Source organism: Terrabacter sp. R4-6, assembly GCF_057529065.1.
Map to the genome: position 1 here is coordinate 2,088,146 of NZ_CP197224.1, position 26,654 is coordinate 2,114,799.

General features: G+C 70.3%; 17 protein-coding genes and 1 pseudogene. 7 read left to right on the forward strand and 11 right to left on the reverse strand.

Going from position 1 to position 26,654, the window contains the following annotated elements:
• Window positions 1-10: 10 nt before the first annotated feature.
• The 3 genes and pseudogenes from brxL to ACSSS0_RS09855 form a co-directional block, all read left to right on the forward strand.
• Window positions 11-2,176: a BREX system Lon protease-like protein BrxL gene (gene brxL, locus ACSSS0_RS09845; protein ID WP_487230997.1), complete on the forward strand. Its 2,166-nt coding sequence runs from the start codon at window positions 11-13 to the stop codon at window positions 2,174-2,176.
• Between the two features lie 545 nt (window positions 2,177-2,721).
• Window positions 2,722-3,249 carry a hypothetical protein gene (locus ACSSS0_RS09850; RefSeq protein ID WP_487230998.1) on the forward strand — a complete coding sequence of 176 codons (528 nt, stop codon included), beginning with the start codon at window positions 2,722-2,724 and terminating at the stop codon, window positions 3,247-3,249.
• Window positions 3,250-4,134: 885 nt separating this feature from the next.
• Window positions 4,135-4,218 (forward strand): annotated as a pseudogene (locus tag ACSSS0_RS09855) (excalibur calcium-binding domain-containing protein); the annotation flags it as partial.
• Between the two features lie 31 nt (window positions 4,219-4,249).
• On the opposite strand, the gene ACSSS0_RS09860 reads toward ACSSS0_RS09855, so the two are convergent.
• Genes ACSSS0_RS09860 through ACSSS0_RS09875 form a run of 4 tightly spaced genes read right to left on the reverse strand, consistent with a single transcriptional unit; the run spans window position 4,250 to window position 8,445 of the window.
• Complete coding sequence (locus ACSSS0_RS09860; protein ID WP_487230999.1) at window positions 4,250-5,230, reverse strand: glycoside hydrolase family 68 protein; 981 nt, start codon at window positions 5,228-5,230, stop codon at window positions 4,250-4,252.
• A 3-nt stretch (window positions 5,231-5,233) separates the two neighbouring features.
• Window positions 5,234-6,196 carry a carbohydrate ABC transporter permease gene (locus ACSSS0_RS09865; protein ID WP_487231000.1) on the reverse strand — a complete coding sequence of 321 codons (963 nt, stop codon included), beginning with the start codon at window positions 6,194-6,196 and terminating at the stop codon, window positions 5,234-5,236.
• Complete coding sequence (locus ACSSS0_RS09870) at window positions 6,193-7,149, reverse strand: carbohydrate ABC transporter permease (protein ID WP_487231001.1); 957 nt, start codon at window positions 7,147-7,149, stop codon at window positions 6,193-6,195. The genes ACSSS0_RS09865 and ACSSS0_RS09870 overlap by 4 nt, the downstream gene beginning before the upstream one ends.
• Window positions 7,150-8,445, reverse strand: coding sequence for an ABC transporter substrate-binding protein (locus ACSSS0_RS09875; RefSeq protein WP_487231002.1), 1,296 nt, complete (start codon window positions 8,443-8,445; stop codon window positions 7,150-7,152). It abuts the gene before it with no gap.
• Window positions 8,446-8,676: 231 nt separating this feature from the next.
• Here ACSSS0_RS09875 and ACSSS0_RS09880 point away from each other — a divergent pair, with 231 nt between their 5' ends.
• Window positions 8,677-9,708 (forward strand): LacI family DNA-binding transcriptional regulator, encoded by a 1,032-nt coding sequence (locus ACSSS0_RS09880; RefSeq protein WP_487231003.1) that lies wholly within the window; start codon window positions 8,677-8,679, stop codon window positions 9,706-9,708.
• Between the two features lie 13 nt (window positions 9,709-9,721).
• Here the strand turns inward: ACSSS0_RS09880 and ACSSS0_RS09885 are convergent, their stop codons facing one another.
• On the reverse strand, window positions 9,722-13,306 hold the full coding sequence (locus ACSSS0_RS09885; protein ID WP_487231004.1) for a hypothetical protein: 3,585 nt from the start codon (window positions 13,304-13,306) through the stop codon (window positions 9,722-9,724).
• Window positions 13,307-13,494: 188 nt separating this feature from the next.
• Between ACSSS0_RS09885 and ACSSS0_RS09890 the strand changes: the two genes are divergently transcribed.
• Window positions 13,495-15,123 carry an HNH endonuclease signature motif containing protein gene (locus ACSSS0_RS09890; protein ID WP_487231005.1) on the forward strand — a complete coding sequence of 543 codons (1,629 nt, stop codon included), beginning with the start codon at window positions 13,495-13,497 and terminating at the stop codon, window positions 15,121-15,123.
• A 305-nt stretch (window positions 15,124-15,428) separates the two neighbouring features.
• On the opposite strand, the gene ACSSS0_RS09895 is transcribed toward ACSSS0_RS09890, so the two are convergent.
• From ACSSS0_RS09895 to ACSSS0_RS09905, 3 genes are all read right to left on the reverse strand, one after another.
• The gene (locus ACSSS0_RS09895) at window positions 15,429-16,397 is read right to left on the reverse strand and encodes a cation diffusion facilitator family transporter (RefSeq protein ID WP_487231006.1); all 969 of its coding nucleotides are present in this window, start codon (window positions 16,395-16,397) and stop codon (window positions 15,429-15,431) included.
• Between the two features lie 155 nt (window positions 16,398-16,552).
• Complete coding sequence (locus ACSSS0_RS09900; RefSeq protein WP_487231007.1) at window positions 16,553-18,874, reverse strand: glycoside hydrolase family 31 protein; 2,322 nt, start codon at window positions 18,872-18,874, stop codon at window positions 16,553-16,555.
• Window positions 18,875-18,923: 49 nt separating this feature from the next.
• Window positions 18,924-20,288 (reverse strand): NAD(P)/FAD-dependent oxidoreductase, encoded by a 1,365-nt coding sequence (locus ACSSS0_RS09905; RefSeq protein ID WP_487231008.1) that lies wholly within the window; start codon window positions 20,286-20,288, stop codon window positions 18,924-18,926.
• A gap of 112 nt (window positions 20,289-20,400) precedes the next feature.
• Between ACSSS0_RS09905 and ACSSS0_RS09910 the strand changes: the two genes are divergently transcribed.
• A complete protein-coding gene (locus tag ACSSS0_RS09910; protein WP_487231009.1) occupies window positions 20,401-20,826 on the forward strand; it encodes a cupin domain-containing protein in 426 nt (141 codons plus the stop codon).
• 33 nt (window positions 20,827-20,859) lie between these two features.
• Window positions 20,860-21,249 (forward strand): SRPBCC family protein, encoded by a 390-nt coding sequence (locus ACSSS0_RS09915; protein ID WP_435984157.1) that lies wholly within the window; start codon window positions 20,860-20,862, stop codon window positions 21,247-21,249.
• 10 nt (window positions 21,250-21,259) lie between these two features.
• Here the strand turns inward: ACSSS0_RS09915 and ACSSS0_RS09920 are convergent, their stop codons facing one another.
• From ACSSS0_RS09920 to ACSSS0_RS09930, 3 genes are all read right to left on the reverse strand, one after another.
• Complete coding sequence (locus ACSSS0_RS09920) at window positions 21,260-22,870, reverse strand: hypothetical protein (RefSeq protein ID WP_487231010.1); 1,611 nt, start codon at window positions 22,868-22,870, stop codon at window positions 21,260-21,262.
• 365 nt (window positions 22,871-23,235) lie between these two features.
• Entirely contained in the window at window positions 23,236-25,506 is a 2,271-nt protein-coding gene (locus ACSSS0_RS09925; protein WP_487231011.1) for a bifunctional copper resistance protein CopD/cytochrome c oxidase assembly protein, read from the reverse strand.
• 48 nt (window positions 25,507-25,554) lie between these two features.
• The gene (locus ACSSS0_RS09930; RefSeq protein ID WP_487231012.1) at window positions 25,555-26,583 is read right to left on the reverse strand and encodes a transposase; all 1,029 of its coding nucleotides are present in this window, start codon (window positions 26,581-26,583) and stop codon (window positions 25,555-25,557) included.
• Between the last annotated feature and the right edge of the window lie 71 nt (window positions 26,584-26,654).

A 26,654-nucleotide genomic window follows, 5' to 3' on the forward strand; every position in this document is an offset into this window, starting at 1 on the left:
GAATCTTGCGATGACCGAACAGGCCGATCTTGCCGTGGTCGACGACACCCCTTCAAGCCCCGGCGGCGCGCCAGCCCCCGCCACTGCGCCCGTGAAGTCCGCCCTCGACCAGAAGATCAACGACGTCTTCGGCGGAGCCGTCGTGCGCAAGGACTTGGTCAAGGCGGTCAAGGGCAACGCGATTGTGCCCTCGTTCGTCCTGGAATATCTCCTCGGCCAGTACGCCGCCTCCGACGACGAGGCGACGATCCAGTCCGGCATCGAGAGCGTTCGAAAGATCCTCGCGGACCACTACGTCCACCGGAGCCAGTCCGAGCTCATCAAGTCGAACATCCGCGAGAAGGGCCGCTACCGCGTCATCGACAAGGTGCAGGTCCAGCTCAACGAGAAGGACGACACCTACGAGGCCGAGTTCGCCAACCTCGGCATCAAGCAGGTGCTCGTCTCGCCGTCGACGATCAAGGCCCACCCCAAACTCCTGGTGGGCGGAGTGTGGTGCATCTGCGACATCGAGTACCAGCACAGCGACAACCCTCGCGTGGTCCCGTGGATTCTCGGCTCCATCAAGCCGATCCAGCTCTCCAACTTCGATTTCGACGGATACGTGACCTCTCGCCGCGAGTTCACCACCGACGAGTGGATCGATCTGCTGATCCAGTCCGTCGGTTTCAATCCTGAACTGTTCGGCCGACGCGCCAAGCTCATCCAGCTCGTGCGCCTCATCCCGTTCGTCGAGCGCAACTACAACCTCGTCGAGCTCGGACCGAAGGGCACGGGCAAGTCCCACATCTTCTCGGAGTTCTCGCCCCACGGGATGCTCATCTCTGGCGGTGAGGTCACCGTACCCAAGCTCTTCGTCAACAACTCCAACGGTCGCATCGGTCTGGTGGGCTACTGGGATGTCGTTGCCTTCGACGAGTTCGCTGGGAAGAAGAAGCGCACCGACAAGGCGCTCGTCGACATCATGAAGAACTACATGGCGAACAAGTCGTTCAGCCGTGGCATCGAGACGCTCGGGGCAGAGGCGTCGATGGTCTTCGTCGGCAACACGTCGCACAACGTGCCGTACATGCTCAAGCACTCCGACCTGTTCGATGAACTCCCCGAGAGCTACCACGACTCTGCCTACCTCGACCGCCTGCACTTCTACATCCCGGGCTGGGAGGTCGACACCATCCGCAGCGAGATGTTCTCGGACGGCTACGGCTTCGTCGTCGACTACATCGCCGAGGTGCTCAAGTCGATGCGCAACTCGGACTACTCCGATCGCTACCAGAAGCACTTCACACTCGGCTCAGACATTTCCACCCGCGATCGAGACGGCATCCACAAGACCTTCTCCGGCCTGATGAAGGTCATCCATCCGGAAGGCGACGCGGCGAAGGAGGAGGTCGAGGAGATCCTCCAGTTCGCCATCGAGGGCCGCAAGCGAGTCAAAGACCAGATCCTGCGCATCGACTCGACCATGGGCGAGGTGAGATTCGGCTACTCGGACCATGCCGGCGAGTGGCATGTCGTCACGACGCTGGAGGAGGACGAGTACCCGGACTACTACCACCGCTCTTGTGGGGGCAGCCAGCCCAAGGAGCTCACCGAGGGCACGACGACCGGGACAGCTACTGCGGCGGCGCCCGCGGTCGAATCCAACCCACGGCCCGAGCCGCTGTTCGAGGGCCATCGCGAGTTCCAGGAGAACCAGCGCGGCGTCTCGTACGAGACCCTGCTATTGCCCTACCTGCGCGACGCGTCTGAAATTACCATTACCGATCCGTACATTCGCCAATTCCACCAGGCCCGCAACCTCATGGAGCTCGTCGAGGCACTGGCCGCAGCCAAGGATCCTGCTGACGAGATGAAGGTCTGCCTCGTAACGACCGAGACCACCGAGGGAGCGGAGAAGCTTCAGAAGCAATACGAATTCCTGATCAAGGTGAAGCAGGCAGCCGCTGTGGCGGGTATCACCTTCGATGTGTCATTCGACTCCAGCATCCACGACCGCTCGATCGTCGCGAATAACGGTTGGCGCATCAACCTAGGCCGAGGCCTGGACATGTACCAGTACGTGTCCAGCGACGCCTTCGACATCTCGGTCAGATTACAGCAGTACCGCCAGGTGAAGTCCTTTGGCGTGGTCTACATCAACGAGGGCAAGAACCGTGATGGCAGGCGGCAGTGACTCGCCCAGACGGAAGAAGCCGGCCGAACATCACGGGGCGAGCGCCGATGGGGCCCGGAAGGTCACGCTTCGACTGGTGCGGGTCCGCGAGGGATCGGCTCTTTGTCTCGGTCCGGTCTGAAGGAGGCTCTCAGGCCACAGAGCCTCCAATGTGCCCTTGAACGGGACCGGCGCTCACCCCCAGCGTCCTGTCGCAGAGTTATGACATCGCGAGAAGGACACTCGTGAAAGTCCCCGCCGAGCTCAACGTTGAGTTCAGCGCCCCCAACTAGAGATCGACAAGGGGACCCACCTCGCTGGACGATCGGGCGTTGCGAGCAGCCATACTGGTAAATCAGGTCTGATCTGGTGAGGCTCCGTACCTCAAGCACTCAGCCCGCCATTGATCTCTCCCTACCCACTTAGGACGTTCTCTGGCGCCAAAGCTCCGGAGGACTGGCCAACTCCGACGCGCTCCTCAGAGGTGCGCGAGGCATTAGCGCCCCGCGTATCGTCTGACTCGGCACTGCCTCCACGTCGGCGGCGCGCAACTTCACTCTGCAGCCATGGCAATCCAGAGACTCTGGAATGAAGATCCATACGTCACAATTCTTCTCATACCTGCCGTCAAAGATTGCCTGGCACTCGCAGATAGGACAGTCGCCGGCCTCCTGATGGTCGCCAAGAACTTGCCGCACCGCGACCTCAGAACGGGCCACACGAATTCGAGAATGGTCAGCTTTCGAGGCATGTGCCGTTGCGAGAGCAATCCTCGACAGGGCGTCAAAGTCTTCCTGTCCGAAGCGCAAGGTGGCCACCTGGTTGACAGCCTTGTCATATTCTCGCCAGAACGATGGGCCCGAGATTCCACAGTGCGGGAGAATGGCATTGGCCACACACAAGAACGCCAGAAACGTTCTTCCGCCACCGTCACTCGCCGCACCTATATGGGCTGCCAAGTTGCGCGCCTCGGCGAGCAAGGCAGATTGCTCTTCTTTCACGCGCAGACTAGGTTTCACGAGTCGAAGCCTGTGAATGGCTTCGCGCAGTCCCACAGTCCGTATTTCCTGAGTTCTCCGGCCATCAACACCTGAAAGTTGAACGAGCGAATGACCCAGTTGGCCACCGCTGTCCGCAAGTAGAAGGGGGTTGACTTTAGCGAGCGCTGCCTTTGCTAGAAATTCCGTTGCCGCGCCGGCATGAAGGGGCAGCAGATTCCATCTTGAACGCTCATAATCTTGGATAGCTTCATACGCATAGTCAGAGGCCGAGGCCACAAAGTCTTTCGTTTCAAACCCAAACCCAGTGGACAATATTCCTCCCAGCGATCCCGTATCGGCACAATCAAATCACAGGTAGCTTGGCCCTCCGCCAACTGGGCGAGGCCTGCTCTGACGTGAGCTAAAGCAACAGGGTCGTGGTCTCGCAGAGAAACTACCGCCTGTCTCGTGCGGATGGGCATGAACCTGGTCCCCGGTCTCGCGGTCATTGATGAACTTGCCGACATGGTCAACCTCAGCGTAGAGCGACGGGTCGTCGAAGGCCTGGGAGCCGGCGGTGTCGTAGGGCAGCGCGGCGACTTCGCGTCCGCGATCCACACCCCGTCCGTGACCACTTCGGCCCGAGCGGCCTCCGGCATGTCACCAACCATGCAGTTGAAGAGCAGCATTTGGCGGCCGTCAACGAAGGGCTGCAGCACCTCCAGCTGCCCGAAACCGTGCCGCGGTGACGACAGCAGCTCCCGCAGCTGCTAGCGCTCCAGGTCGGCTCACCACGCGTGCCCGACCACGCCGCGATCCATAACGTCGCCGTGGTTGGCGCCGTGACAAGCACGTGCCAACCGCTCTCGTCCGGGTCGGGTAGCACCCACAAATCACGGACGCATCGTCGTGCCAGTGCCCGTCGGCATGCTTCTCGATCCACCGCGGGTCCGCCGACAGCACCGGCCCCGGCGACCCGATGCGTAGGCTGCGGCGGTCGCGCCGATACACCGAAAGGACCCCGATTGCTGGTCCGGCCTCGACCGTGACCACGATGGCGTCGCTTGCGAATACAAGCCGTGAGTCCCTCGACGCATTTTGCGCGCTTTATCCGTCAAGGCGCAGGCGTGAGGGCAAGGCAGTCGCCGTCCCAGCGCACGGCATACGGATCCGTGATCTCGCCGATGAACTGGCCTCCGGTCTCGTTGCGGAAGGCGAGGAACTTGGTGTCGCCCGTCTCGCGGTCGTCGATGAACTTGCCGACGTAGAGGGTCGGGTCGTCGATCTCCTGAGCGCCGGCCAGGTCGTACGGCCCCAGCACCGACTCGGCCGACGCGATCCATACCCCGCCGGTGATGCCGGCCGCCCGTGCCGCCTCGGGCATGTCCCCGACCGCGCAGTTGAAGAGCAGCACCTGCTTCCCGTCCACCACGTGCGTCTGAAACACCTCGAGCTGCCCGAACCCAGCCCCAGGCTCAGACAACGGCGCCCGCAGCTCCCAGTTCTCCAGGTCCGCCGACCACGCGTGCCCGACCACACCGCGGTCCACCCGATCCGACGGATCGTGAGCCGGCCCCGCAGCAGACCGAGCCGTGATCAGCATGTGCCAGCCATCACCGTCCGGATCAGCCACCACCCACGGGTCGCGGAACGCCTCGTCGTGCCAGTTCCCCTCGGGCGGCGGCGCGTACTTCTCGTACCAGCGACCGTCCGCCTCGAGCACCGGCCCCGGCGCCTTGTCCCATGTGTAGAGGTCGGAGGACACGGCATACCCGATCGACTGCACGTTGGCGCCGTGCTCGTTGAGGCGGGCCCCGGTGTAGAACATGAACCACCGCCCGTCCGGGTGCCGCACGACCGACCCGGTCCACGTCGCGAGCTCGTCGAAGGCCGGCGCGTCCGACCGCACGAGCGCATCCACCACGCGCTCCCAGTGGACTAGGTCAGAAGACACCGCGTGCCCGATCGAGGCCCTGTAGTGCCGGGCGTGCGGGTCGCGCAGCGCCCGCGACGCGTAGAGGAAGAAGAGGTGGTACTGCTCGCCGTCGTCGACGAGCCAGAAGTCCCACACCCACGCCTCGGGGAGACGAAACACGATTCAGCCTTTCACGCCGGAGCTGGCGATGGAGTTGATGAACGACCGCTGGAAGGCGATGAAGAGGATGAGCACGGGCGCGGTGATCATCGACGCGTACGCCATGATCTGCCCCCACGAGGTGTTGAGCTGCTTGAAGTAGTCGATGCCGACCATGACCGGCCGCAGCTCCTCGCTCTGCACCGACATGAGCGGCCAGAGGTACTGGTTCCACGTCGGCAGGAAGGTGAGGATCGCGACGGTCGCGACGGCCGGCCCGGCGAGCGGCATGACGATGCTCCGGTAGATCCGGAACCACCCCGCGCCGTCGACCTTCGCCGCCTCGTCCAGCTCCTTCGGGATCGAGTCGAAGTACTGGTAGAAGAGGAAGATCGAGAAGGCGTTCGCGACGAACGGCACGATCTGCACCTGGTAGGTGTCGAGCCACCCCTCGGACAGGCCGTCCGGCCCGAGGAAGGGCAGCTTGTTCACCCACCACAGCAGCGGCAGCGCCAGCGTCTCGAAGGGCACGATGAGCGTCGCGAGGATGAGCCCGAGCACCCACCCGCTCCCCTTGAACTTGATCCGCGCCAGGGCAAACGCCGCCATCGAGTTGACGACGACCCCGAGCACGACCGTCACCACGGTGATGATGACCGAGTTCATCATGAACTGCGCGAAGGGAACTCGTCCGAAGACGCCCGTGTAGTTGTCGAGCGAGATGTCGCCCGTCGGCGCGAACGCCTTCCAGCTGCCGAGGTCGTCGAAGATCTGCAGGTCGGGCTTGAAGCTCGACACGATCATGAAGAGCAGCGGCAGCCCGAAGACGAGGCACAGCACCAGCCGTGCCAGCACGCCGAGAGGCTTGCGTATGCCGTGTCGTCCCTCTCCCACACGGTGCGGTGCCGTCGTGGTGGTCTCGGCGACGTGCGCCAGGTGGTCCGAGCCGAGGCCGGGGGCGCCGGCAGAAGCGGTCGTGGTGCTCATCGGGCGTCCCTGTCTCGGGTGACGTAGCGGTTGACGAGGGTGACGGCGAGGACGAGGACGAAGAAGACGAGCGAGATCGCCGAGGCGTAGCCCGTCTGCTGCTGCTGGAAGCCGGTCCGGACCGCCATGAGCACGACCGTCGACGTCGAGTCGAGCGGCCCGCCCTGGGTCATGATGTTGACCTGCGTGAAGAGCGCGAAGGCCGAGATCGTGATGGTGATGAGGATGAAGGTCCTCGTCTGCCGCAGGCCCGGCCACGTGACGTAGCGGAACTGCTGCCACGCGCCGGCCCCGTCGAGCTCGGCCGCCTCGTAGAGGTCGGCCGGGATCGTCTGCAGGCCGGAGAGCCAGATGACCATGTGGAAGCCCATCGCCTGCCACGCCGACATGAGGATGATCGCGAGCAGCGCCGTCTTCGGGTCGCCGAGCCAGTCCGGCCCCTCGATGCCGAACTTCAGCAGCACCTGGTTGATGAGGCCGTTCTTCTGGTACATGAACAGCCACAGCATCGACACGACGACCATCGAGGTGACGACGGGCAGGAAGTAGACGGTGCGGAAGAAGTTGACCCCGCGCATCTTGACGTTGACGAGCAGCGCCAGCCCGAGGGCGCACGCCGACTGCACCGGCACGATGACCGCCGCGAAGACGATCGTGTTGCGCAGCGACGCCCAGAACGTCTCGTCCTCGAAGAGCCGGACGAAGTTGTCGACGCCGACGAACTCGGCCGGCCGCGGCGAGATGAGCCTCGCGTTGGTGAAGGCGAGCCCGAAGGTCAGCCCGATCGGCACGAGCAGGAAGGTCACGAGCAGGACGGCGGCGGGCGCCAGCATGAGCAGCGCCGTCGTCGTCGACGACCGGGACTCCTTGGGGCGCTGGGACTTCAGCTGCCCTCGACGCGTCGCGCCGGCCGAGGCGTTCTCGGCTGCGGTGATGGTGGTCATCTCAGTCACTCACTGGAAGTAGCCGTTGGACTTCTGGTTGGCGTCGATGTTCTTGACCGCCTGGTCGAGCGCCTGCTTGGGGTCGGCGCCGTTGAGGATGTCCTGCGCGGTCTTCGTGAACTCCGTCGCGATGAAGGGGTAGCCCGGCGTCACGGGACGCAGCACGGCGAACTTCTTCGCGTAGTCGAGGAAGACCTGGTTCTCCCCGCCCTTCTCGTAGCCCTTGACCTGGGCCGCCGCGGCGTCCGTCGCCGGGATGTTGTTCGTGTCCCGAGCCACCGAGGCCACGTACTTGTCCTGCGCCGCGAACTTCATGTAGTCGAGCGCGCCGGCCTGGTCGGAGCAGTTCGTCGAGACGCCCCACTGCCACGAGCCGCCACCGATCTTCGGGCCGGTGCCGAGGTCCGGCGGCGGGAGGAAGAGGGTGTCCTTGCCGAAGGCCTTGCGGGTGTCGACGGCCGTCCACGTGCCGTTGTAGAGGAGTGCGGACTTGCCGTTGATGAAGTCCTTGGCCGGGTCGGCGCCGGACTTGAGCGGGACGAGCCCGTCGGTCACGAGGCTGCGGAACCACGTCGCCCACTCGACGGCCTTGGGCCCGTTGAGCGAGCCCTCGGCGGTCTTGTAGCCGTCGCGGTTGATGAGGTCGCCGCCGAAGCTCTGGAGCATCGGGGAGTACGCATAGGGCCACCACTCGCCGGTGAAGCTCGTCGCGATGTCGAGCGGGTTCTGGAAGTCGCCCGACGCCTTGATCTTCTTCAGGGCGGCGTCGAACTCGTCCTTCGTCCACGGGGAGTCGGTGGTCGGGACGCGGATGCCGTACTTGTCGAGGATCGTCTTGCGCGTGACCATGACGAGCGCGACGTCGTAGTAGCCGTAGGAGTACGTCTTGTTGTCCCACTTGCCGAGCACCGTCGGGAGGTACTTCGAGAGCGTGGCGTCGAGGCCGTCGAGCGGCGCCAGGTAGCCGGCCCACGCCCAGTTCGGCACGTTCGGGCCGTCGATGTCGAGGATGCACGGCAGCTTCTTGGAGGCGGCCGCCGCGACGACGGACTGGTTGTAGCTGTCCTGCGGGAAGGCCTGGATCTTGACCTTGTACTTGCTCTGGCTCTTGTTGTAGTCGTTGACGATCGCCGTGACGGCCGCGAGCTCGGCCTTGTTGCCGGCATTGTGCGTCCACATCGTCAGCTCGCCACCGGCGCCGCCGGAGCTGGAGCTGCCGCCCTTGGTGCAGGCGGCCATGGAGAGCGGCAGCGCTGCGGCGAGCAGGCCGACGGCGACGCGGGTGGTGGTCGAGGTGAGCTTCATCGGTTCCTCCGTGGTGGGAAGGTCAGCGCCACTGCTAAAACCTTTCAGCCCCGAAGGTAGCGGCTCTGTCCAACCTTCCACAAGAGGTTGCTAAAACCTTTTCACCAGCAGGTATGCCTCCTCGGCGTCCTTACCGTGGGGTACGCTGTCCGCGGGTGCCCTGGGAGGGAGCACCCGGCATACGCGATCTGGCGGTGCCGCGAAGAGGCGACGAACCGACGGGGGTGGCAGGTGACCAAGCGACCGACGCTCGCCGACGTCGCCGCTCTGGCCGGGATGTCCAAGACGGCCGTCAGCCTCGTGCTCAACGACCGGCCCGGCTCACGCCTCTCGGCCGACGCGGTGGCCCGCATCCACGAGGCCGCCCGCGAGCTGAACTACCGGCCCAACCCGGCCGCCCGCTCCCTGCGCCTCGGCACGACCGGCACCATCGGCTTCATCTCCGACGAGGTGACGATCACCCGCTTCGCCTCCGCGATGATCCGGGGCCTGCTCGACGTCGCCGACGAGCGTGACCACGCCGTCCTCATCGCCGAGACCGGCAACCACCCCAAGCAGCTGGCCAAGGCCCTCGAGTTCATGATCGACCGCCAGGTCGACGGCATCGTGTTCGGGTCGATGGCCGCACGCCTGCTCGACCTGCCACCGCTGCCCGAGTCGATGCGCGTCGTCACGACCAACAGCGCGAGCAGCGCCGGCGACGACACCTACGCCTCCGTGCTGCCCGCCGAGCACGAGGCCGGGCGCGCCATGATGCGCCTGCTCCTCGAGCAGGGGCACGGCGAGGGCATCGGCATCATCGGCAGCGCCCCGAGCGCCCCTGCCGACAGACGCTCCTCGGTGACGATCGGCGCGCGTTTCGCCGGCATCGACGAGGCCCTCGTCGAGGCGGGCGCGACACCTGTGGCCGTCGTCGACGTCGGCTCCTGGGAGCCGTGGAACGGCTACGCCGGGACCAAGCGGGTGCTCGAGTCGGGCGCCCCGGTCACCGCGCTGCTCTGCCTCAACGACCGCGTGGCGTTCGGCGCCTACCAGGCGCTGGGCGAGCACGGCCTGCGCGTCCCCGACGACGTGTCGATCGCCTCCTTCGACGACGACGAGATCGCCTCCTACCTGCGGCCGGCGCTCACGACCGCGAAGCTGCCCTACGAGGAGATGGGCCGCAAGGCGATGGAGCTCGTCCTCGGCCCCGACGAGCCGGGCGGGGAGCACCTCGTCGAGATGCCCGTCCAGGTGCGCGGCTCCATCCGCAACGTCACCTGATGCCCGGCCGGCGTCAGTGCGAGCTCACGACCTTGACGCGGCCGGCCACGACGCACGCGTACGTCGACGGGCACTCGAGCTCGTAGACACGGTCGGCGGGCTTGTCCCAGACGTCGTAGAGGCCCGTCTCCTGGGTGGCCGCGTTCCACGCCGTCCCGTTGAACGTCGCGACCGAGCCACCGTTGAGCAGTGCCGAGCAGAAGCTCGTCGCCGGGCAGGCCACGTCGTAGGTGCCCTCCAGCTGGAAGTCCGTGGGGGCGGCGAGGCGGCGCCACGTCGTCCCGTCGAACCGCAGGCTCGTGCCACCCTCGTCGACGGCGAGGCACATCGTCGTCGACGCGCACGACACGACGGCGCTGCGCTCGGTGCCGCTCGCCAGATCCTTCGGCGCCGACCACGTCGACCCGTTCCACCGCGACCAGAAGCCGTTGCCGCCGTGGACGGCGATGCAGAAGGTCTTGCTCAGGCAGTCGACCGCGGTCGGCGCCCCGCCGTTGAAGGTGAAGACCGTCTTGTAGGCGCTCCACGAGGTGCCGTTGAAGGTGCTGACGTGGCCGAACGAGTCGAACGCGACGCACCACCCCGTCACCGGGCAGTCGGGGTCGCCGAGATCGGCAGGAGCGGTCCCGTTGGCCGACCAGGTGGACCCGCTCACGGTGCGCCACGTGCGCGCCGAGGAGACGTTCGTGAGGCACCACGTCGAGCTGGCGCAGCTCGCGCTCGAGGCGACGTACGAGATGGTGACCGGCGCCGCCCACGCCGTGCCGTTCCAGCGGTAGGCCTTGCCGCGCTCGTCCGTGGCGAGGCAGCTCGTCGCCGCGCCGCACGCGAGGTCGACGATGCCCCCACGGGTCGCGTCGAAGCCGGCCAGAGCCGACCACGACGAGCCGTTGAAGCGGGTGTAGCGCCCTTGGGACTCCACGCCGATGCACGTCGTGGAGACGCAGGACAGCGAGAATCCCCGGGGCGAGCCGAACGCGGTGACCCTGCTCCAGGTCGTGCCGTTCCACCGCGAGTAGCCGCGCTGGTAGTCAGCGGTGATGCAGAACGTCGTCGAGGTGCACGAGACGTCGTAGCCCTGGAAACCGTTGGTGGAGTCGAAGGTCGGCAGGACCTTCCACGACGACCCGTCCCAGCGGACCGACAGGCCGCCGCTCGAGGTGGCCATGCAGAAGGTGGCGCTCGTGCACGACACGTCGTACGTCGACGCGCCGCTCGGCTGGATCTTCGTCGACGTCCACGTGCTGCCGTTCCAGCGCGCTGCCCACCCGGCGGCATACATGTCCTGCCCGACGGCCATGCAGAAGCTCGTCGAGACGCAGTCGACCTGGCCGACGGAGGCCGTGATCGTCGTGGCGGCGGTCCACGACGTGCCGTTGTAGCGTGCCGTCCAGCTCTTCCAGCTCTCGTCCATGCCCACGGCCATGCAGAAGGTGGCGGACGTGCAGTCGACCGAGGCAGCGGCGAGCTCAGCACCGGTCGAGCTCTTGATCCGGGTGACGGCGCTCCACACGCCGCTGCGGTAGGTGACGACCCCGCCGTGGTCCGCGACCGCCGTGCAGAACGACGACGACACGCATGACAGCGACGAGATGCCGCCGTCCGTGTCGGTGTCAGCGGGCGTGACGACCCGCTTCGGGGCGCTCCAGGCGGTGCCGTTCCACGTGAGGACCTGACCGGAGCTGTCGCCGGCCATGCACCACGTGGTCGTCACGCACGCAACGGCGCGGGGGGCGCCGACGTAGGGCGCCACACGCACGGGCGCCGACCACACGAGGGGCGTGGTGGTGGCCGTGACCTCGACCGGGAAGGAGATGTTCGGAAAGGAGTCGTGCGCCCAGACGGAGTAGCCGTAGGTCGTGCCGGGCGTCAGGTTCTGGTCCGTGAACGTCGTGCCGGTGGTCTCGGCGACGACGGTGCCCTCGAACGGGTCGCCCGTCGTCGCGCCGTCGACGACGCGACGGATCGTGACGCCGGTGAGGTCGGCGTCCGTCGGGTTCTGCCAGGTCAGCGTCACCGAGTTCTTCGTCGGCTTGGTCGTGACGAGCGACGTGACGGACGACGGCTCCATCGTGTCGACGGGCGGACCGGTCACGTAGCCGACGACGTCGGCGACGAGGTCGACCGTGCCCGAGGACTGCACGAGGAGGTCGACCCAGCCGTCGGGCGACACCGGAGCGAGCACGAGGTTGGCGTCGTTGCGGCTCTTGGTGAACTGCATCTGCGATCCGGTCGGCAGGTTGCTCGCCCCCGGGAGCACGCTGACGCGCCCCTGCGCCGTGGCCCGCGTCGCGGTGACGTTGAGCAGGACTGCGTGCACACCGGCATACGGCACCCCGGCGTAGCCGGTGACCTGGATCTCGGCCCACCCTTCGTTCCCGACGGGGCCGCCGCCGTCCGTCCGCGTGTCGAGCAGGCGAGCCGGGGCGACTGCGGACATGGCGCCGTCGGTCGCGGGAGGGCCCGCACGCACCCAGCCCACGACGTCGGCGATGGCGTGGACCGACCCGTTGCTCGTGACCCGCAGGTCGACCGAGCCGGTGTCCGAAAGGGGCACGAGCACGAGGTTGGCGCGCACCTGGCCCGTGGCGTAGTTGAGGCTCGACGTCGTCACCGTGCCGCTCAGCGTCGGCCCGACCGTGAGGAAGCCGGATGCCGTGCCCCCGACCGCGGTGACGTTGAGGACCACGGCGCCGGCACCGTCGGCGGGCACGCCACCACGGCCGGCCACGGGCAGCGTCACCGTGGTGCCGCCCGTCAGGATGCCCTTGGGGGCGCCCGTCCCGTCGCGGGTGTCGAGGAGCCGCTTCGGTGCGAGCGGGGAGTATGCGCCCGGCTCGGTGACGTCGCCGGCCTCGACCCAGCCGACGACCTCAGCGAGCAGCTGCGCCGACCCGGAACCGCCGACGCGCAGCTCCGCGCGACCGTCGGCGGACAGCCGGGTGACGACGAGGTTGGTCGCGAGGTCACCCGTCGCGTAGTTGAGCGAAGACGCCGTCGGCACCGGCGAACCAGCCGCGTATGCCGTCACGAACCCCGGGCCGGTCGGCGACACGACCGTGACCGTCAGCGCCACGGCGCCGACCCCGGTCGCAGGGACGCCCTCGCGCCCGGTCACCTGGAACGAGACGCTCGTGCCCGCGGCCACCGCGGCCTGGGTGGCGCCGAGGCCGGTGCGGGTGTCGAGGAGGCGGTGCGCCGGCAGCGCGTGCATGCCGCCGGGGAGCGATGCCGCCGAGACCGCGCCGGTGGCCGTGGCCGTGCGGGCTCCCTCGGTCGGTGCCGGGGCAGCCGTGGCGTCGTCAGCGGACGTCGAGTCCGAGGACGTCGTTCGCGGGGTGCGCTGCGGCGCGGTGGCGGTCGAGCCGGTCAGGGCCGCCGCACGCGTCGCCGTCGTGCGATCCACCGAGCCGGCGCGCTCGCGACGGACCTGTGACACGTCTCCCGAGGCAGGTGCCGTCGAGGACGCCGTCGCCGCGCGAGCGGGCGCGCCCGCGGTCGGGACGGCATACGTCATCGCCGACGAGGGCGAGGCGACGATGGTGGTCAGCGTCAAGGACGCCGCGAAGGCAGCCGCGACGGCGCGCAGAGTGGGCATGCGTTGGATCCCCTGTGTCGAGCCGCCCACCGTGGTGCGGCGGGCTCAGGATAGGGGCAGGCGCGCCCTGCACGGGACGATTCACCGACGAACCGTGGCGCGGGACGGAAACGCGGCCCCCGGCACACGCCACGAGCGCGACAGCGAGGGTCGGGGGCACTGTCGGTGGTCCCGTCTAAAGTCGTTTCATGGCAGGCGAACCCACGATGCTCGAGCTCCTGAGGAGCCGGCTCACCGACCTCGAGGCGCGACAGCGCGCCACGGGCGGCGCAGCCGAGGGCGGGTTCTGGGAGCGCTTCGCGGGGCGTATGCCGTCTCCTCCGTCCGAGCCCGACGCGCGGTCTGCGCGGGCCGGGCGTCGAGCGCGTCGCGTGGCCCCTGCTGCTCGTCCTGAGCGCCGAGCGGCCGGCCCGTGGTCGGGCCTGGCGGCTGCCGACGCGGACTCGCTCGAGCAGCTGGACCTGCGGCACCCGAGGTGGCTCGACGCCGCCGGCTACGAGCAGATGGTCGACGACCCCGCGTGGGTCGAGGCGACCTCGGCTCGCGCGGGCGCCTCGGCGGGTGTCGACGAGGCGGGCGCCTCGATGGGCGTCGACGAGGCCATCGTCGTCGAGGCCGCGGCCGGGCTGGGGCTGACCCGCCATGCCGAGGCCGAGCTCACCGCCGCGGCCGAGCGAGTTGCCCGTCAGCGGCGCACCCACGAGGTCACGCTCGTCACCATCGTCTCCGAGCTCGTGTCGCGCGGCATCGAGGCACCCGACGGCCTGTCGCGCACCGACTGGCTGCGCAGCCACGACCCGAGCCTGACTGCCGGTCAGGCCAGGGCGTTCGTCACCGTCGGCACCGCCCTGGCCGAGGCACGGTGGGCACGGCTGCGTCTGCTCGTGGCCACCCAGCAGGTCACGGTCGGCAACGCCGCGCAGATCGTCGACTTCGACCAGCGCACGAGCCCCGTGGCCGACCCCGACGACCTCACGACCGCACTGGCCGACCTCACCGACCAGGCGCCGCAGCTGCGATCCGAGGAGCTCGCCCGCCTCGTCCGGCACCACACCGAGCAGGTCCGCCCGCCGCGCGACGAGGACCGCCTCGACCGCGGGCGACGCGAGGCGCGTGGGCTCTGGTTCACCCCGCCCAACGCGACCGGCATGGTCGGTCTGCGTGGCGTGCTCGACCCGGAGGGCGCCGCCGTCCTCAGGTCCGCGATCGACCCGCTCTCGATCCCCTGCCCCGAGAAGGACGAGCACGGCCGCACGGTCACACCCGACGACCGCACTCCCGCGCGACGCCGGATGGACGCCCTGCTGACGATGGTGCAGCGCGGGGTCGCCTCGGCCGACGGCGTTCCGACCACCGACAAGGCCAAGGTCGTCGTCCTCATCGACCTCGAGAGCCTCGTGTCCGACCTCGAGCCGGACGTCCCCGAGTCGTTCCGCCGCCGCAGCTCGTCCCGCTGCGGCACGACCCTGACGGGCGACGTGCTGTCGCCGGGTGTCGTGCGCCGGATGGCCTGCGACGCCGAGATCATCCCGATGGTGCTCGGTCGCGAGAGCGAGCCGCTCGACGTGGGGCGCAGTCAGCGCCTCTTCACCCGCGGTCAGCGCCTCGCCCTCATCGCGCGCGACCAGGGCTGCAGCTTCGACGGGTGCACGGTCCCCGCGACCTGGTGCGACGCCCACCACGTCGTCCACTGGCGACACGGCGGCCGCACGTGCGTCAGCAACGCCGCTCTGCTCTGCCAGCGGCATCACACCGAGGTCCACGAGCGCGACCTCACGGCGACGGTCACCGCCGCCGGCGTCACCTGGCACACCTGACGGCCGCGCCCCACACCCCGCCGACCGTGGCGGGGTCGCCGGCACGTCCGCGCGCACGGGAGTGACCACTCGACTGAGCCTGGCCGTCCGCCAACACACCCTCGAGTGGTCACTCCCGTACGCGTCGCAACCTCGAGTGGTCACTTCCGTACGCGTCGCAACCTCGAGTGGTCATTTCGGTACGCCCAGAGCACGTACCGGAGTGACCACTCGATTGACCCAGGCCGTCGAGTGGTCATTTCGGTACGCGCCACCGAATGGTGGGTCCCCGGCAACCTGGCGCGTCGGCGCCCGTGACGACCTTGCTAGGAGACGGTCGGTCGCTCGAGGCTCGGTGCGTCCGTCCGCGACAGCGTGATCATCGCGAGCTCGACGAGGTCGTGCTGCTCGACCTCGTGCCCGAGCGCAGCGAGCCGGTCGGCCACCTCCGACTCCGTGTCGTTGCCGGTGAGGTCGACGGCCGCGACGAGGAAGACGCGCCCCGGACCGACGAACTCGAGGTGCAGGAAGGTCACGCGCTCCACCTCGGGGCTGCCGCTCAGCGCGTCGAACGCGCGCTCCCACAGCTCCGGCCGCACGGCCTGGCCGACGAGGTAGTCGCGGTTGCGCCCGATGAGGAAGATCGCGACGACGCCGAGCAGCAGCCCGACGAAGATCGAGCCGATGGCGTCCCAGACGGCGTTGCCGGTGATCTGGTGCAGGAAGATCCCGAGCCCCGCGATGACGAGGCCGATGAGAGCCGCTGCGTCCTCGGCGAAGACCGCGCGCAGCGTCGGGTTCGACGTGTTGGCGATGAACTTGAGCGGCCGCAGACCGCGGCTCCGCGCCTCGGACCGGGTCTGCCGCGTCGCCTGGACGAACGAGACGCTCTCGAGCACGAAGGCGATGGCGAGCACGGCATACGCCCACGTGTACGACGTCTCCGGCTCCTCGTGGCCGAGCACCGAGATGCCGTGCCACACCGACACGACCGCACCGGCTCCGAAGAGCCCGAACGCCGCGAACATCGACCAGACGTACGCCTCGCGCCCGTAGCCGAAGGGGTGCGTCGAGTCCCGCGGCTGCCCCGCCCGACGCTCCGCGATGAGCAGGAAGATCTCGTTGCCCGCGTCGGCCCACGAGTGCGCGGCCTCCGCCACCATCGACGCCGACCCGGTGATGATCGCGACGACCGACTTCGCCACGGCGATGAGGGCGTTCATCGCCAGCGCGATGATGACGGTGAGCAGGCTCTCGCTCTTCTGGCCCTGCTCGCGCTCCGCCGTGTCAGCCATGCTCGCCAGTCTTCCGCTCGGGGGTCACCCGCTCAAGGGGCGCCCAGCTGGGAGCTCCGTGGGCGCTCCGTGGGCGCTCGGGTCCCCCGCGGCATACCCGGTGGGGGCGTATGCCGTTCGCCTCGATCCCGGCGAACGGCACCGCCCCGCCCGGCTCAGCTGTGGCGTACGACGTCGAAGCGAGTGCGCGCGTGACCGGCATACCCGGGGCCCGACGTCTCGTGCGCGACGGTCACCTCGCCCGCGGCCCGCTCGACGACGACGGTCGTCGTGAGGCGCTCGGCCTCGCCATCGGCCACCGTGAGGCCGTCGTCCTCGACGAGCACCGACTCCCAGCGTCCGTCGACGACCGGGCCGAAGACGTGCAGCTCGACCGACTCGGGCCGGTAGCCGTCGGTCGAGACAGGCGCCTCGGCCCACATCGGGATCGCGGCGCCGGCGCGGGCGTAGAGCGGTAGGCGCTCGAGCGGCGTCTCGACGGTGATCCGCTGGCCGCCGGGGTGCAGCTCGCCGGTGTGCCAGTCGTACCAGTCGCCCTCGGGGAGGTAGACGGTGCGCGACGTCTGGCCCTGCTCCGTCACCGGCGCGACGAGCAGGTCGCGGCCGAAGAGGTACTGGTCGTCGAGGTCGACGACGTTCGGGTCGTACTGGTGGTCGAGGACGAGCGGGCGCTGCACCGGCTCACCCGTCTCCGTCGCCCGCACGAACGCCGAGTAGATGTAGGGCATGAGCCGGTAGCGCAGGCGGACGGCCTCGCGGGCGAGGTCGTGGATCTCGGGACCGAACGACCACGGGTACTGGTCGATGTTGTTCGTCTCGGAGTGGTTGCGGCAGAAGGGAGTCAGCGCGCCCATCTGCATCCAGCGCAGGAAGAGCTCGGGGTTCGTGTCGCCCTGGAAGCCGCCGATGTCGGCGCCGACGAAGGGCTGTCCCGAGAGGCCGAAGCCGCACGCCATCGGCATGCTCACCCACAGGTGGTCCCAGCGGGCCTGGTTGTCACCCATCCAGTTCGCGGCGTAGCGCTGGATGCCCGCGAAGCCGGCGCGCGACAGGATGAAGGTACGCGCGTCCGGCTGAGCGGCCCGCAGGCCCTCGATCGTGCCCATCGCCATGAGCAGCGCGTACTGGTTGTGGAAGCGCTCGTGCTTGGCGCGCCCCTTGTCGAAGAGCATCGCCTGCGGGGCGATCTCACCGGTCGCGGGCTCGTTCATGTCGTTCCAGATCCCCGCCAGACCCGACTCGACGTGCCTGGCGTTGAGCGCGCCCCACCACGACCGGGCCTCCGGCGTCGCGAAGTCCGGGAAGACCGTGTTGCCCGGCCAGACCTGGCCGATGTAGGTGTCGCCACCCTCGGTGCGGCAGAAGACGTCCTGCTCGAGCCCGTCGTCGTAGACGGCGTAGCCGGGGTCGTGCTTGACGCCCGGGTCGACGATGGTGATGGCCCGGTAGCCCTGGTCGGCCAGGCCCTTGAGCATCCCCGCCGGGTCCGGGAAGCGCTCCGAGTCCCACGTGAAGACGCGGTAGCCGTCCATGTAGTCGATGTCGAGCCAGATGCCGTCACAAGGGAACTCGTCGTCGCGGTAGCGCCTGGCGATGACCTCGACGTCCTGCTGCTTGTACGCGTGCCAGCGGCAGTGGTGGTAGCCGAGCGCCCAGATCGGAGGCAACGACGCACGACCGGTGAGCCACGTGTAGCGCTCGAGGATGCTCGCCATCGACGGTCCGGCGAAGACGTACTCCGTCCACTGACCGCCGTGGAAGGTGACGCGGTACTCGTCCTCGCGACTGAACTCGTACTCACCGCGGTAGCCGTTGTCGACGAACGAGCCGGCCACGGCACCGGAGGCGGCGTCACGCTGGTAGAAGAACGGGATCGTCACGTAGTACGGGTCGAACTCGGCGCTCGTCATGTCGGCGCGCGGGTCGTCCGCGGACAGGCCCGCCCGGAACTCGGCCGTCGCGTGCTCGTTGAGGACGTCGGTGTTCCACATCGTGAAGTCGCGGCCGCGCCGGTTGTGGTGGCCGCCCTTCTCGCCGAGACCGTAGATCGCGTCGTCGCGCCCGATCCGGCGACGCGTCGTCCACGCGTCGTTGAGCGTCGCGTAGGTCCAGTAGCGGCCCTCCGAGTCCGGCGTGGACTCGATGACGACCGACCCGTCGGTGCGGTGCACGTCGACGCGGAACGGTTCGAGCCAGAGCGTCACGACGAGGTCGTCGGTGACGAGCCGCCACGCGGAGCCCACCTCCGACTCCGTCTGCTCCGTCCGCCACGTGACGTCACCCTCCAGCGGGTCGACGCACACGGCATACGTCGGCTTCTCGTCGAAGACGCCGCCGCGGCTCAGCTGGACGCGCACGACGTCGGGTCGCACCGCGTCGATGCGCAGCGCCTCCTCGTGCAGTCGCGCGAGCAGCCCGCGGGACGTCTCCTCGACGGAGTCGACGCGCTCGAATCGGATGAAGTGGTCGGTCCTCATGCGTCCACCCTGTCAAAGAAGCGGCGGCCGCGCGGCATGCGCCCGACCGTCAGCCCACCTGGACGGGCCCGACCCGGGGGTGACGGATCTCGGCGCCCGTCGCGACGGGTGAGCGGCGCGACTCGCGCAGCACCCGCGCGACGAGCGCCGGGTGGACGAGGGACGTCGGTGGCTCGGCGAGCTGGAGCACCCGGTTGAAGGCCCGCGCGACGGGGACCGAGGCGTGCGAGGCGCGGACGACGCGCTGGAGGTAGCCGTTGAGCTCGGCCGTGCCGAGCGGCCGCGGACCCTCGGTCGCAGGGTGGCCGAAGTCGCCGCCGACTGCGATGCGCCACGGCGCGTCGATGATGCGAGCGGCCTTGCGATGGAAGCGTTTCGGCAGATCATCGGCCGCGACACCGACCCGCGACGCGACCTCACCCAGCGCCGCCGCCTGGAGCGCCGAGGAGGTCATGCCCTGGCCGTAGATCGGGTCGAAGCTGCTCGCCGCGTCACCGAGCACGACGAGCCCGGGGAGGAGGTCACGCACCTTCTCGTAGTGCCGGCGCTGGCTCGACGGGAAGCGGTAGGTCGACACCTCGGAGAGCCGCTCGCACCGGCCGATGAGCTGGGCGACGGCCGGGGTCGGGAGGCTCGCCGCGAACGCCGCGATGCCCTCGTCGGTCGCCGGCGGCGCGTCACCGTGGACGCCCGCGAGCGTCACCTGCCACCGGTCCTCCTCGACGGGCAGCACCGCACCTCCGCGGAAGGAGCCCGGGTTCTCGATGCACACGACGAAGTGGCCCTCGAAGTCGTCGGGCGACCGGCGCATCGTGAAGGACGCGTATCCGATGTCGATGCCGACGCGGGTCACGGGCGGGTCGAGCACGTGCGACGCCGCGAGGTCGTGCGCGAGACGCGAGCTGCGCCCGGAGCAGTCGACGAGGAGGTCGACCGGCCGCTCCTGCCCGTCCACGACCACCCCCGTCACGCGACGCCCGGACCGGACGACGCCCTCGACGGTCACGCCGTCCTCGACGCTCACCCCGGGCAGCGCAGCGACCCGTGAGCGCACGACGTGCTCGAGCAGGGGCCTCGTCTGCGAGACGGCCGGCCGGCCCCAGTCGCCGCGGGCGCGGTAGGCGCCGCCCTGGTGCACCCACGCGCCGGTGCCGTCGACGCGTACGGCCCCGTGGCTCTCGAGCTCGTCCTCGATCCCGGGGAACCAGTCACGCAGCAGGTCGAGGCCTGCCGAGAGCAGCAGGTGCAGGTGCCGTCCCTGGGGCACGCGGCCGCGCGGCCCGACGGCCTCCGGCAGGCGCTCCCGCTCGAGCACGACGACCGACTCGGCGTGCTCGGCGAGCGCCCGGGCCGCGAGCAGTCCGGCCATGCTGCCGCCCACGACGACGACCTGACCAGCACGACCGGCTGCCACGCGCCACCTCACCTCGCCGACGACACGAACGGGACACGACCACGACACGAACACGAACCACGACACGAACACGGACACGACAAGGCTAGAGCCGTGGGGGTTTGATGGGGGCATGACGGAGCACACCGACCTTCCGACCGCCGCCGCCGAGCCGTGCAGCCACGTCGCGGGTGACGCCCTCAACCCGGCCGACCCGACGCCGGGGATGAGCCGGCAGGTCGCCCTGCACACCGAGTCGATGTGGTCGGGCACCGTCGACACCGAGGCCGGCGCCGTGTCCGGGTGGCACCACCACGGCGAGCACGACACGACGCTCTACGTCGTCTCGGGCCGGATGCGGCTCGAGTCCGGTCCTGGCGGCGAGGTCGTCGTCGAGGCCGGCCCGGGGGACTTCCTCCGCGTGCCGGCCGGAGCCGTGCACCGCGAGTCCAACCCGGGCGACGGCACGTCACGGGCCGTCATCGTCCGCTGCGGCTCCGGCACGCCGACAATCAACGTCGACGGGCCCGCGCCGGCCCCGGCCGCAGACAGCGCGTGATCGACCGTGCCTGAGCGACGAGGGAGCTGAGCGGTGCGCGCGACGATCACGGCGAGCGGTGGCGCCGACCCGGCCGTCGCCTGGGCCCGCTACGAGCACCTCGACCTCTGGTCGAGCTGGTCGCCCCAGATCCAGGAGGTCATCGCCGCGACGCCGCGCATCGCGCCCGGGCTCAACGGGCTCGTCGTCGGCCCGCTCGGGGTCCGCGTTCCCTTCGAGGTGCTGTCGGTCGACGCGGAGGCGATGGAGTGGAGCTGGCACGTGCGCCTCGGCCCCGTGCACGCCACCCTCGACCACGTCGTCCGGCCGGCGCCTGGCGGCTGCACGACCGAGCTCGTCATCGACGGGCCGGCCTTCGCCGTCGTCGGCTACCGACCCGTCGCGGCCCTCGCGCTGCGGCGCCTCGTCCGGCGCGACCTCTAGCCGGCGCGATCTAGCCTGCGGGAGGGACGGACCCGCCGGTCTGCACCCGACCCCCGTGCCGGAGCCGGGCGGCCTGCGCGTCCGCGGCGCGGCACGCGTCGACGATCTCACGCAGGGCACCGTCGACGTCGGCCGCGTGCTCGAGCGCGGTGACCTCGCGCTCCGGACCGTGGATCCGTATGCCGTGCGGCACGGCGGAGCTGATGACGAGCGGCAGCGGGTCGGCCTCGGGATGGCGCAGCGACGCGTCCTCCCGGTCGAGCCGCCCGACGTAGACCGGTTCGACGCCACGGCCGTTGCGGGTCGGGCGGACGACGACGACGTTGACGTCGTCGGTCGCCGGGGCGATGCTGTCGACCTGCTTCGCGGCGGCGAGGACGACGGCAGCCAGCCCGGCGGCATACACCCCGTTGCGCTCCCAGGCCGTGCGCGCACGCCACGACGCGCGGCCCGACGCGGTGACCTCGCGGCCCTCCTCGGCGACGATGCCGATGGTCGCGAAGCGCACGAGGACGGTGACGTAGGCCCGCTGCGTCACCGGGTCGAGACCGGCGTCGAGGCACGTGACGTCGCTGCCCGACAGCCGCAGCGCCTCGTCGACGACGGCGACGACGGCAGCCGGGTCGTGCGACTCGAGGAGCTGCCACGCACCCGATGCGAGCGCCTCCTGCCGATCGTGCAGCACCCGACGCGCGACGTTGCTGGCGCTGACGAACGCGGCTGCCCGCTCGGTGGCGAGCGCCTTGAGCTCCGTGCTCTCGGCGCGCGAGAGGCCCTTGGCCGTGGCGCCGGTCGCGGCGAGGGCCTGCTGCCGGATGGCCGCCACCTCGGAGGCGGTCACGGGGACGAGCTGCGTCACCGCCGGCGGGCGGATCGCGCTGAACGGCTGACGGTGCAGGGAGCACAGGTCGCGGTCGACGGCGAGGGCCTCGTCACGGTCGGCCTCGCGGCGGGCCGTGAGGGCCCGGCCGGCGAGCTCGCGGATCGAGAGCGCGCCGTGGCCTCCCGGCGCTCGGCCTGCCGACCCATCGACCGGCAGGCCACCGGCGTCGCGACGACCGCGCCGGAGCAGGCTGAGCCGGCCCTGCCGCCCTCCCCGCCCCTCTCGGCCGGAGGCCTGAGCCGCACGGCCGGACGGGCCGCCCTGAGGTGAGCCGAGGCCGGGGGTGGCGGCCTCGATCGCCGGCGTCATGACGTCGGCGAGCGCCGCGGCCACCGGACCGCCGACCCGGAACTGCACGCGCAGACCGGACGGGTGCGCCACGAGCCGCAGGATCGGTGACAGCCGGATGCCCGGCGTCACCTCGGGCTCGTCGCCCGGGCCGGCCTCGGCGGCGTCGGCGGACGGATCGGCCTGCACGAGAAGGCGTCCGGGCACGGCCGACGCGGAGCCGTTGAGCACCGACCCGTTGAGCGGGTCAGCGACGCCACCGGACGCCGAGCCGCCCCAGCCTCGTGGTTCGTAGTACTCCCGCCCGGCCTTCATCGCTGGAGCCGCGGCGCCGCCCGACGAGCTGCCGTAGCCCCCGTAGGTCGCGGAAGCCTGTCGACCCCGCTCGGGGAAGAGGGCGGCGAGGGACACCGTCGACTGCGCGGCCACGGTGGCGAGGGGGAATGACACCTTGCTCAGGCGCCCGCGCCCGGCACGCCGGGACCTCTCCGACCGGGGCGGCTGCGCGGTCACCGACCAGAAGCTCCAGTCGGCCGGAGGCTCGGGCCATTCGGGGTCGGGCAGCCACTCGTCAGGCGGCACCCACGTCGCAGGCGGCGTCGGCCACCCCGGCGGCGGGTTGAAGCAAATGGTCACAGCACGGCCCCCCTCGGCCACCCCTCATGGCCCTCCCCGCCGGGCATCATCGCGCATCGACGGGCCCGCGGTGGAGGGATGGTCCAGAAGTCCGCGCACCCGTCGTCGCAGCGTAGCGCCGGAGTCCCTGCCGTGGTCGGCTCGCGACGAGGGCGTATGCCGTCCGCCCCCACCCGCTCTCAGCGCCCCCTCCCGTCCGGCCTCCGCTGCGACCTCGGCTGCGACCTCGGCTGCGACCTCGGCTGCGACCTCGACTGCGACCTCGACTGCGACCTCGACTGCGACCTCGACATGGCGACGACGGCAAGGAGGACGCACACCGGCACGACGACGAAGAGCACGACGGCACCGGCACGCATCTGGTCGGCGGCAAGGTCACGCAGCCACGGCAGCTCGAGCCCGCCGAGCTGCTCGGCGGCGAGGACGGACGGGCTTCGGGCCAGCCAGGCCGCCGCGGCGAACGCGCCCAGCACGAGCGCGCCGAGGCACCCGAGGACCGTGCGTGACGGGCTGCCACCCCGGGCGTCCGGCTGCCGGTCGGGCGGGACCGTGCCTGCCGTCCTCTCCGTGTCCGGCGTCCGCACCGTGCCTGCCGTCATCGCCGCTGCCCAGAGGACCCCGACGGTGAGCGCCGACCCCACCATCACGAGGTGTCCCGGATGGGTGGTGAGCACCAGCTCGAGCGGGCGGGCCGTGTGCAGCACGACGAGGCCGGCGACGAGCACGACCGTCGCCACGACCGGACGCGTCAGCACCGTGACGGCACGGGACCGCCCCACGCCGACGACGACCTCGCGCGGCCCGAGGGTGCCGTCGTCGCGCGGCGAGAGCGCCCGCTCGGCGAGCGTCAGCGGTGACCCGGCCACGAGCGGCAGCGGGACGACGAGCGCGAGCGTGAGCAGGAGCGCCGTGTGCCACGAGAACGAGACGCGGCCGTAGGTCCCGAGCGGGCCACTCGTCGTCCACACGAGCAGGAGGCACCCGAGCACCCACGCGGCGGTGCGCCAGCGCGACCACCCCAGCACGGCCTGCGCGCGACGACGCCCCGCGCGACTGTCCCGCGCTCCCGCGCGGCTGTCGGCCCGCGCTCTCTCTCGACTGTCGTCCCGCACTTCCGCGCGACTGTCGTCGCGCACTCCCGCGCGACTGTCGTCGCTGTGCGACTCGACCAGAGCACGCGCGGAGGTGACGCGCGCGGCGACGACCCCGGCGGCATACAACCCCAGGGCGACGACGGCCACCGCGAGCCAGAGCCAGTCGGTGCGCCAGGCCGCCCACCACGCCACGGCGGCGGGGTCGGGCGGCGCCGGGAAGCCGGTCACGGCGAGCGCGGGCGTCGGGTCGGGCAGCTCCTCGGGCACCGGCGGCGCGCTGCGCGAGAGCGCCGCGGCGACGCCGAAGGTCGCACCCATGACCGCCACCTCCCCGAGTGCGAGCCGCAGGAACACCCGGTGCCCGACCCCTGCGTCGAGGTCGGCGAGCGTCGTCCGGCGGTGCCACCAGCCGGCCACGCCCAGCGCGACGAAGGCGACGGACTTCACGACGAGGAGCAGTCCGTAGGGCGTGCCGAGGTCGGACCACGCAGCGAGGCGCGTCGTCGCCGCGAGCACCCCGGAGAGCCCGACGGCGACGAAGGCGGCGAGCGCCAGCGTCGAGTAGCGCCGGGCCGTCACCCCCAGCGCCTCCCCGAGCCAGCGGTGAAGCATGACGAGCACCACGAGCCCACCGACCCAGGTCGTCGCCCCGAGCAGGTGCAGGCCCATGGCGTTGACCGACGTCTCGTGGTCGTCGGAGGCGCCCGTGTGGCTCGCGAGTCCGAGCACCAGGATGCCGACCGCGGCGAGGGCTCCGAGCCAGGCGGCCGCGACCCGGCTGCGCGCCACCGCCGCCCCGGTCGCGACGACGAAGGCGCACGCGCCACTGATGAGCCCGATCCTCGTCGCGTCGATCTGCCACACCAGCGCTCCGAGCTGCTGCACCAGGGCCGGGCTCGACAGCGGCAGACCGGCGGCGTCCGCGAAGGTGAGCACCACCCCGGCCAGCGCGGTGACGACCCAGACGAAGCCGGCACCGACGGCGAGGCGCATGGGTGCGGGCGGCGCGACGGCCCGGATCCTCGGCCCCGACCGGGCGGGCGCGGGCACGAGCGAGGCGGCGAACCCGAGGGAGGCGACCGTGACGGCCGCCGCGACGTCGTGCACGACCCGGACGAGCGGCACCGACCACCGGACGAGAGGACCCGCGTCCTCGACGAAGACGAGCGGGTCCGTGGCCCCCGTCGAGCTCGCCGCCACGACGCACGCGACCAGACCGGCGACCACGGCCACCACCGGTGCGAGGCCCGGGGGCACGGAGCGCCGCACGGCAGGCTGCCGCGGCACCGGCCGGAGGTCGTCCGCGGCAGCCCTCGACGCGGCTCGCGACGCGTCCGGTCGCACCGGGCTGCTCATGTCCGCCCGCTCGATCTCATGTCTTCCCCTGCCTGCTGGAGTGCCCGTTCATGTCGACGAGTTGACGAAGCCGATGAGGATGGCGCCCCACCACCCGATCTGGGACACGACGGTGGCCGCCATCATGAGGCGCCAGTCGCGGCGGGGCAGGTTGCCGGGCGTGACGTATGCCGGCAGCTGCGCCATGCGCCGACGGAGGGCGGACATGGCGGCGCCGTTCCAGGCGACGGCGAGCACGAGGACGAGCTTGGTGACCGTCAGCGGCGAGCCGAGGTCGGGGTGGAGCAGCGCCCCGGACGCGATGAGCCCCGCCAGGCCGCCCCAGATGAGCGGGCCCGCGCCGGCCGCGAGCCGGGTCGACTCGGTGAGGCGGCGACGCCCGGCGAGCCAGAGCAGTCCGTGCCAGTCGATGACGAGGACGGCGCCGAAGGAGACGACGAGCGCCAGCACGTGGAGGGCCACGACCGTGGGCCGCAGGGCGTAGTCGGTGGGCACGAACCTCGACACGACGATCGCGCCGAGCAGGGCGGCCAGGATGATCGGGAAGCGGTAGACGGGCAGCAGCTTGGACAGCGCCGGGAAGATGTCGTCGCCCGGGTGCAGCGGGATGCGGTCGCCCGGAGCCGCGGCAGCACGCTGCTCGCCTGGGCCCGCGACGTCGAGCTCGTGGTCCGCGGGCAGCGCGCCCGGGCCGGGGAACATCTCGAGGATCGCGTCGATCATAGCGATGACGTGCGAGTCCTCGTGTCGAGCGGGCCCGGACCACCCGGCCTCGACCGGCACGGGGGTCGAGACGGCTGGAGCCCGGGCTTGCGCCAGCGCCGGCGCGGGGTCCGGCACCTGCGGCGCGTCCGCGGCGAGGGCCGACGCGCTGTCGTGCGCCTTGACCCATCGTCGGAGGCTGCTGGCGCTGACGCCGAGCTCTGCCGACACGACGGAGAGCCGCGCGTCGGGCGCTTTGGCCCGTTCGACGGCATATGCCCGAAATCCACTGTCGTAGTGACGTTTCGAACTCTGGTCACTCTGACCGGGTGCATCCGGACCCTTGCCGGGCGGAAGCTCGGTCACGACCACCACCCCCGCTCCACTCCCCCGAGAAGCACCGGATGACCCATGACACAACAGGATTCGCTCGGAGGATAGCGCTG

Bases quoted from the DNA above. Each gene is read 5' to 3' on its own strand.
- ACSSS0_RS09850 (WP_487230998.1), top strand. From the start codon at position 2,722: ATGGCAATCCAGAGACTCTGGAATGAAGATCCATACGTCACAATTCTT.
- ACSSS0_RS09925 (WP_487231011.1), bottom strand. From the start codon at position 25,506: ATGAGCAGCCCGGTGCGACCGGACGCGTCGCGAGCCGCGTCGAGGGCT.
- ACSSS0_RS09900 (WP_487231007.1), bottom strand. From the start codon at position 18,874: ATGAGGACCGACCACTTCATCCGATTCGAGCGCGTCGACTCCGTCGAG.
- ACSSS0_RS09885 (WP_487231004.1), bottom strand. From the start codon at position 13,306: ATGCCCACTCTGCGCGCCGTCGCGGCTGCCTTCGCGGCGTCCTTGACG.
- ACSSS0_RS09910 (WP_487231009.1), top strand. From the start codon at position 20,401: ATGACGGAGCACACCGACCTTCCGACCGCCGCCGCCGAGCCGTGCAGC.
- brxL (WP_487230997.1), top strand. From the start codon at position 11: ATGACCGAACAGGCCGATCTTGCCGTGGTCGACGACACCCCTTCAAGC.
- ACSSS0_RS09865 (WP_487231000.1), bottom strand. From the start codon at position 6,196: ATGAGCACCACGACCGCTTCTGCCGGCGCCCCCGGCCTCGGCTCGGAC.
- ACSSS0_RS09895 (WP_487231006.1), bottom strand. From the start codon at position 16,397: ATGGCTGACACGGCGGAGCGCGAGCAGGGCCAGAAGAGCGAGAGCCTG.
- ACSSS0_RS09875 (WP_487231002.1), bottom strand. From the start codon at position 8,445: ATGAAGCTCACCTCGACCACCACCCGCGTCGCCGTCGGCCTGCTCGCC.
- ACSSS0_RS09890 (WP_487231005.1), top strand. From the start codon at position 13,495: ATGGCAGGCGAACCCACGATGCTCGAGCTCCTGAGGAGCCGGCTCACC.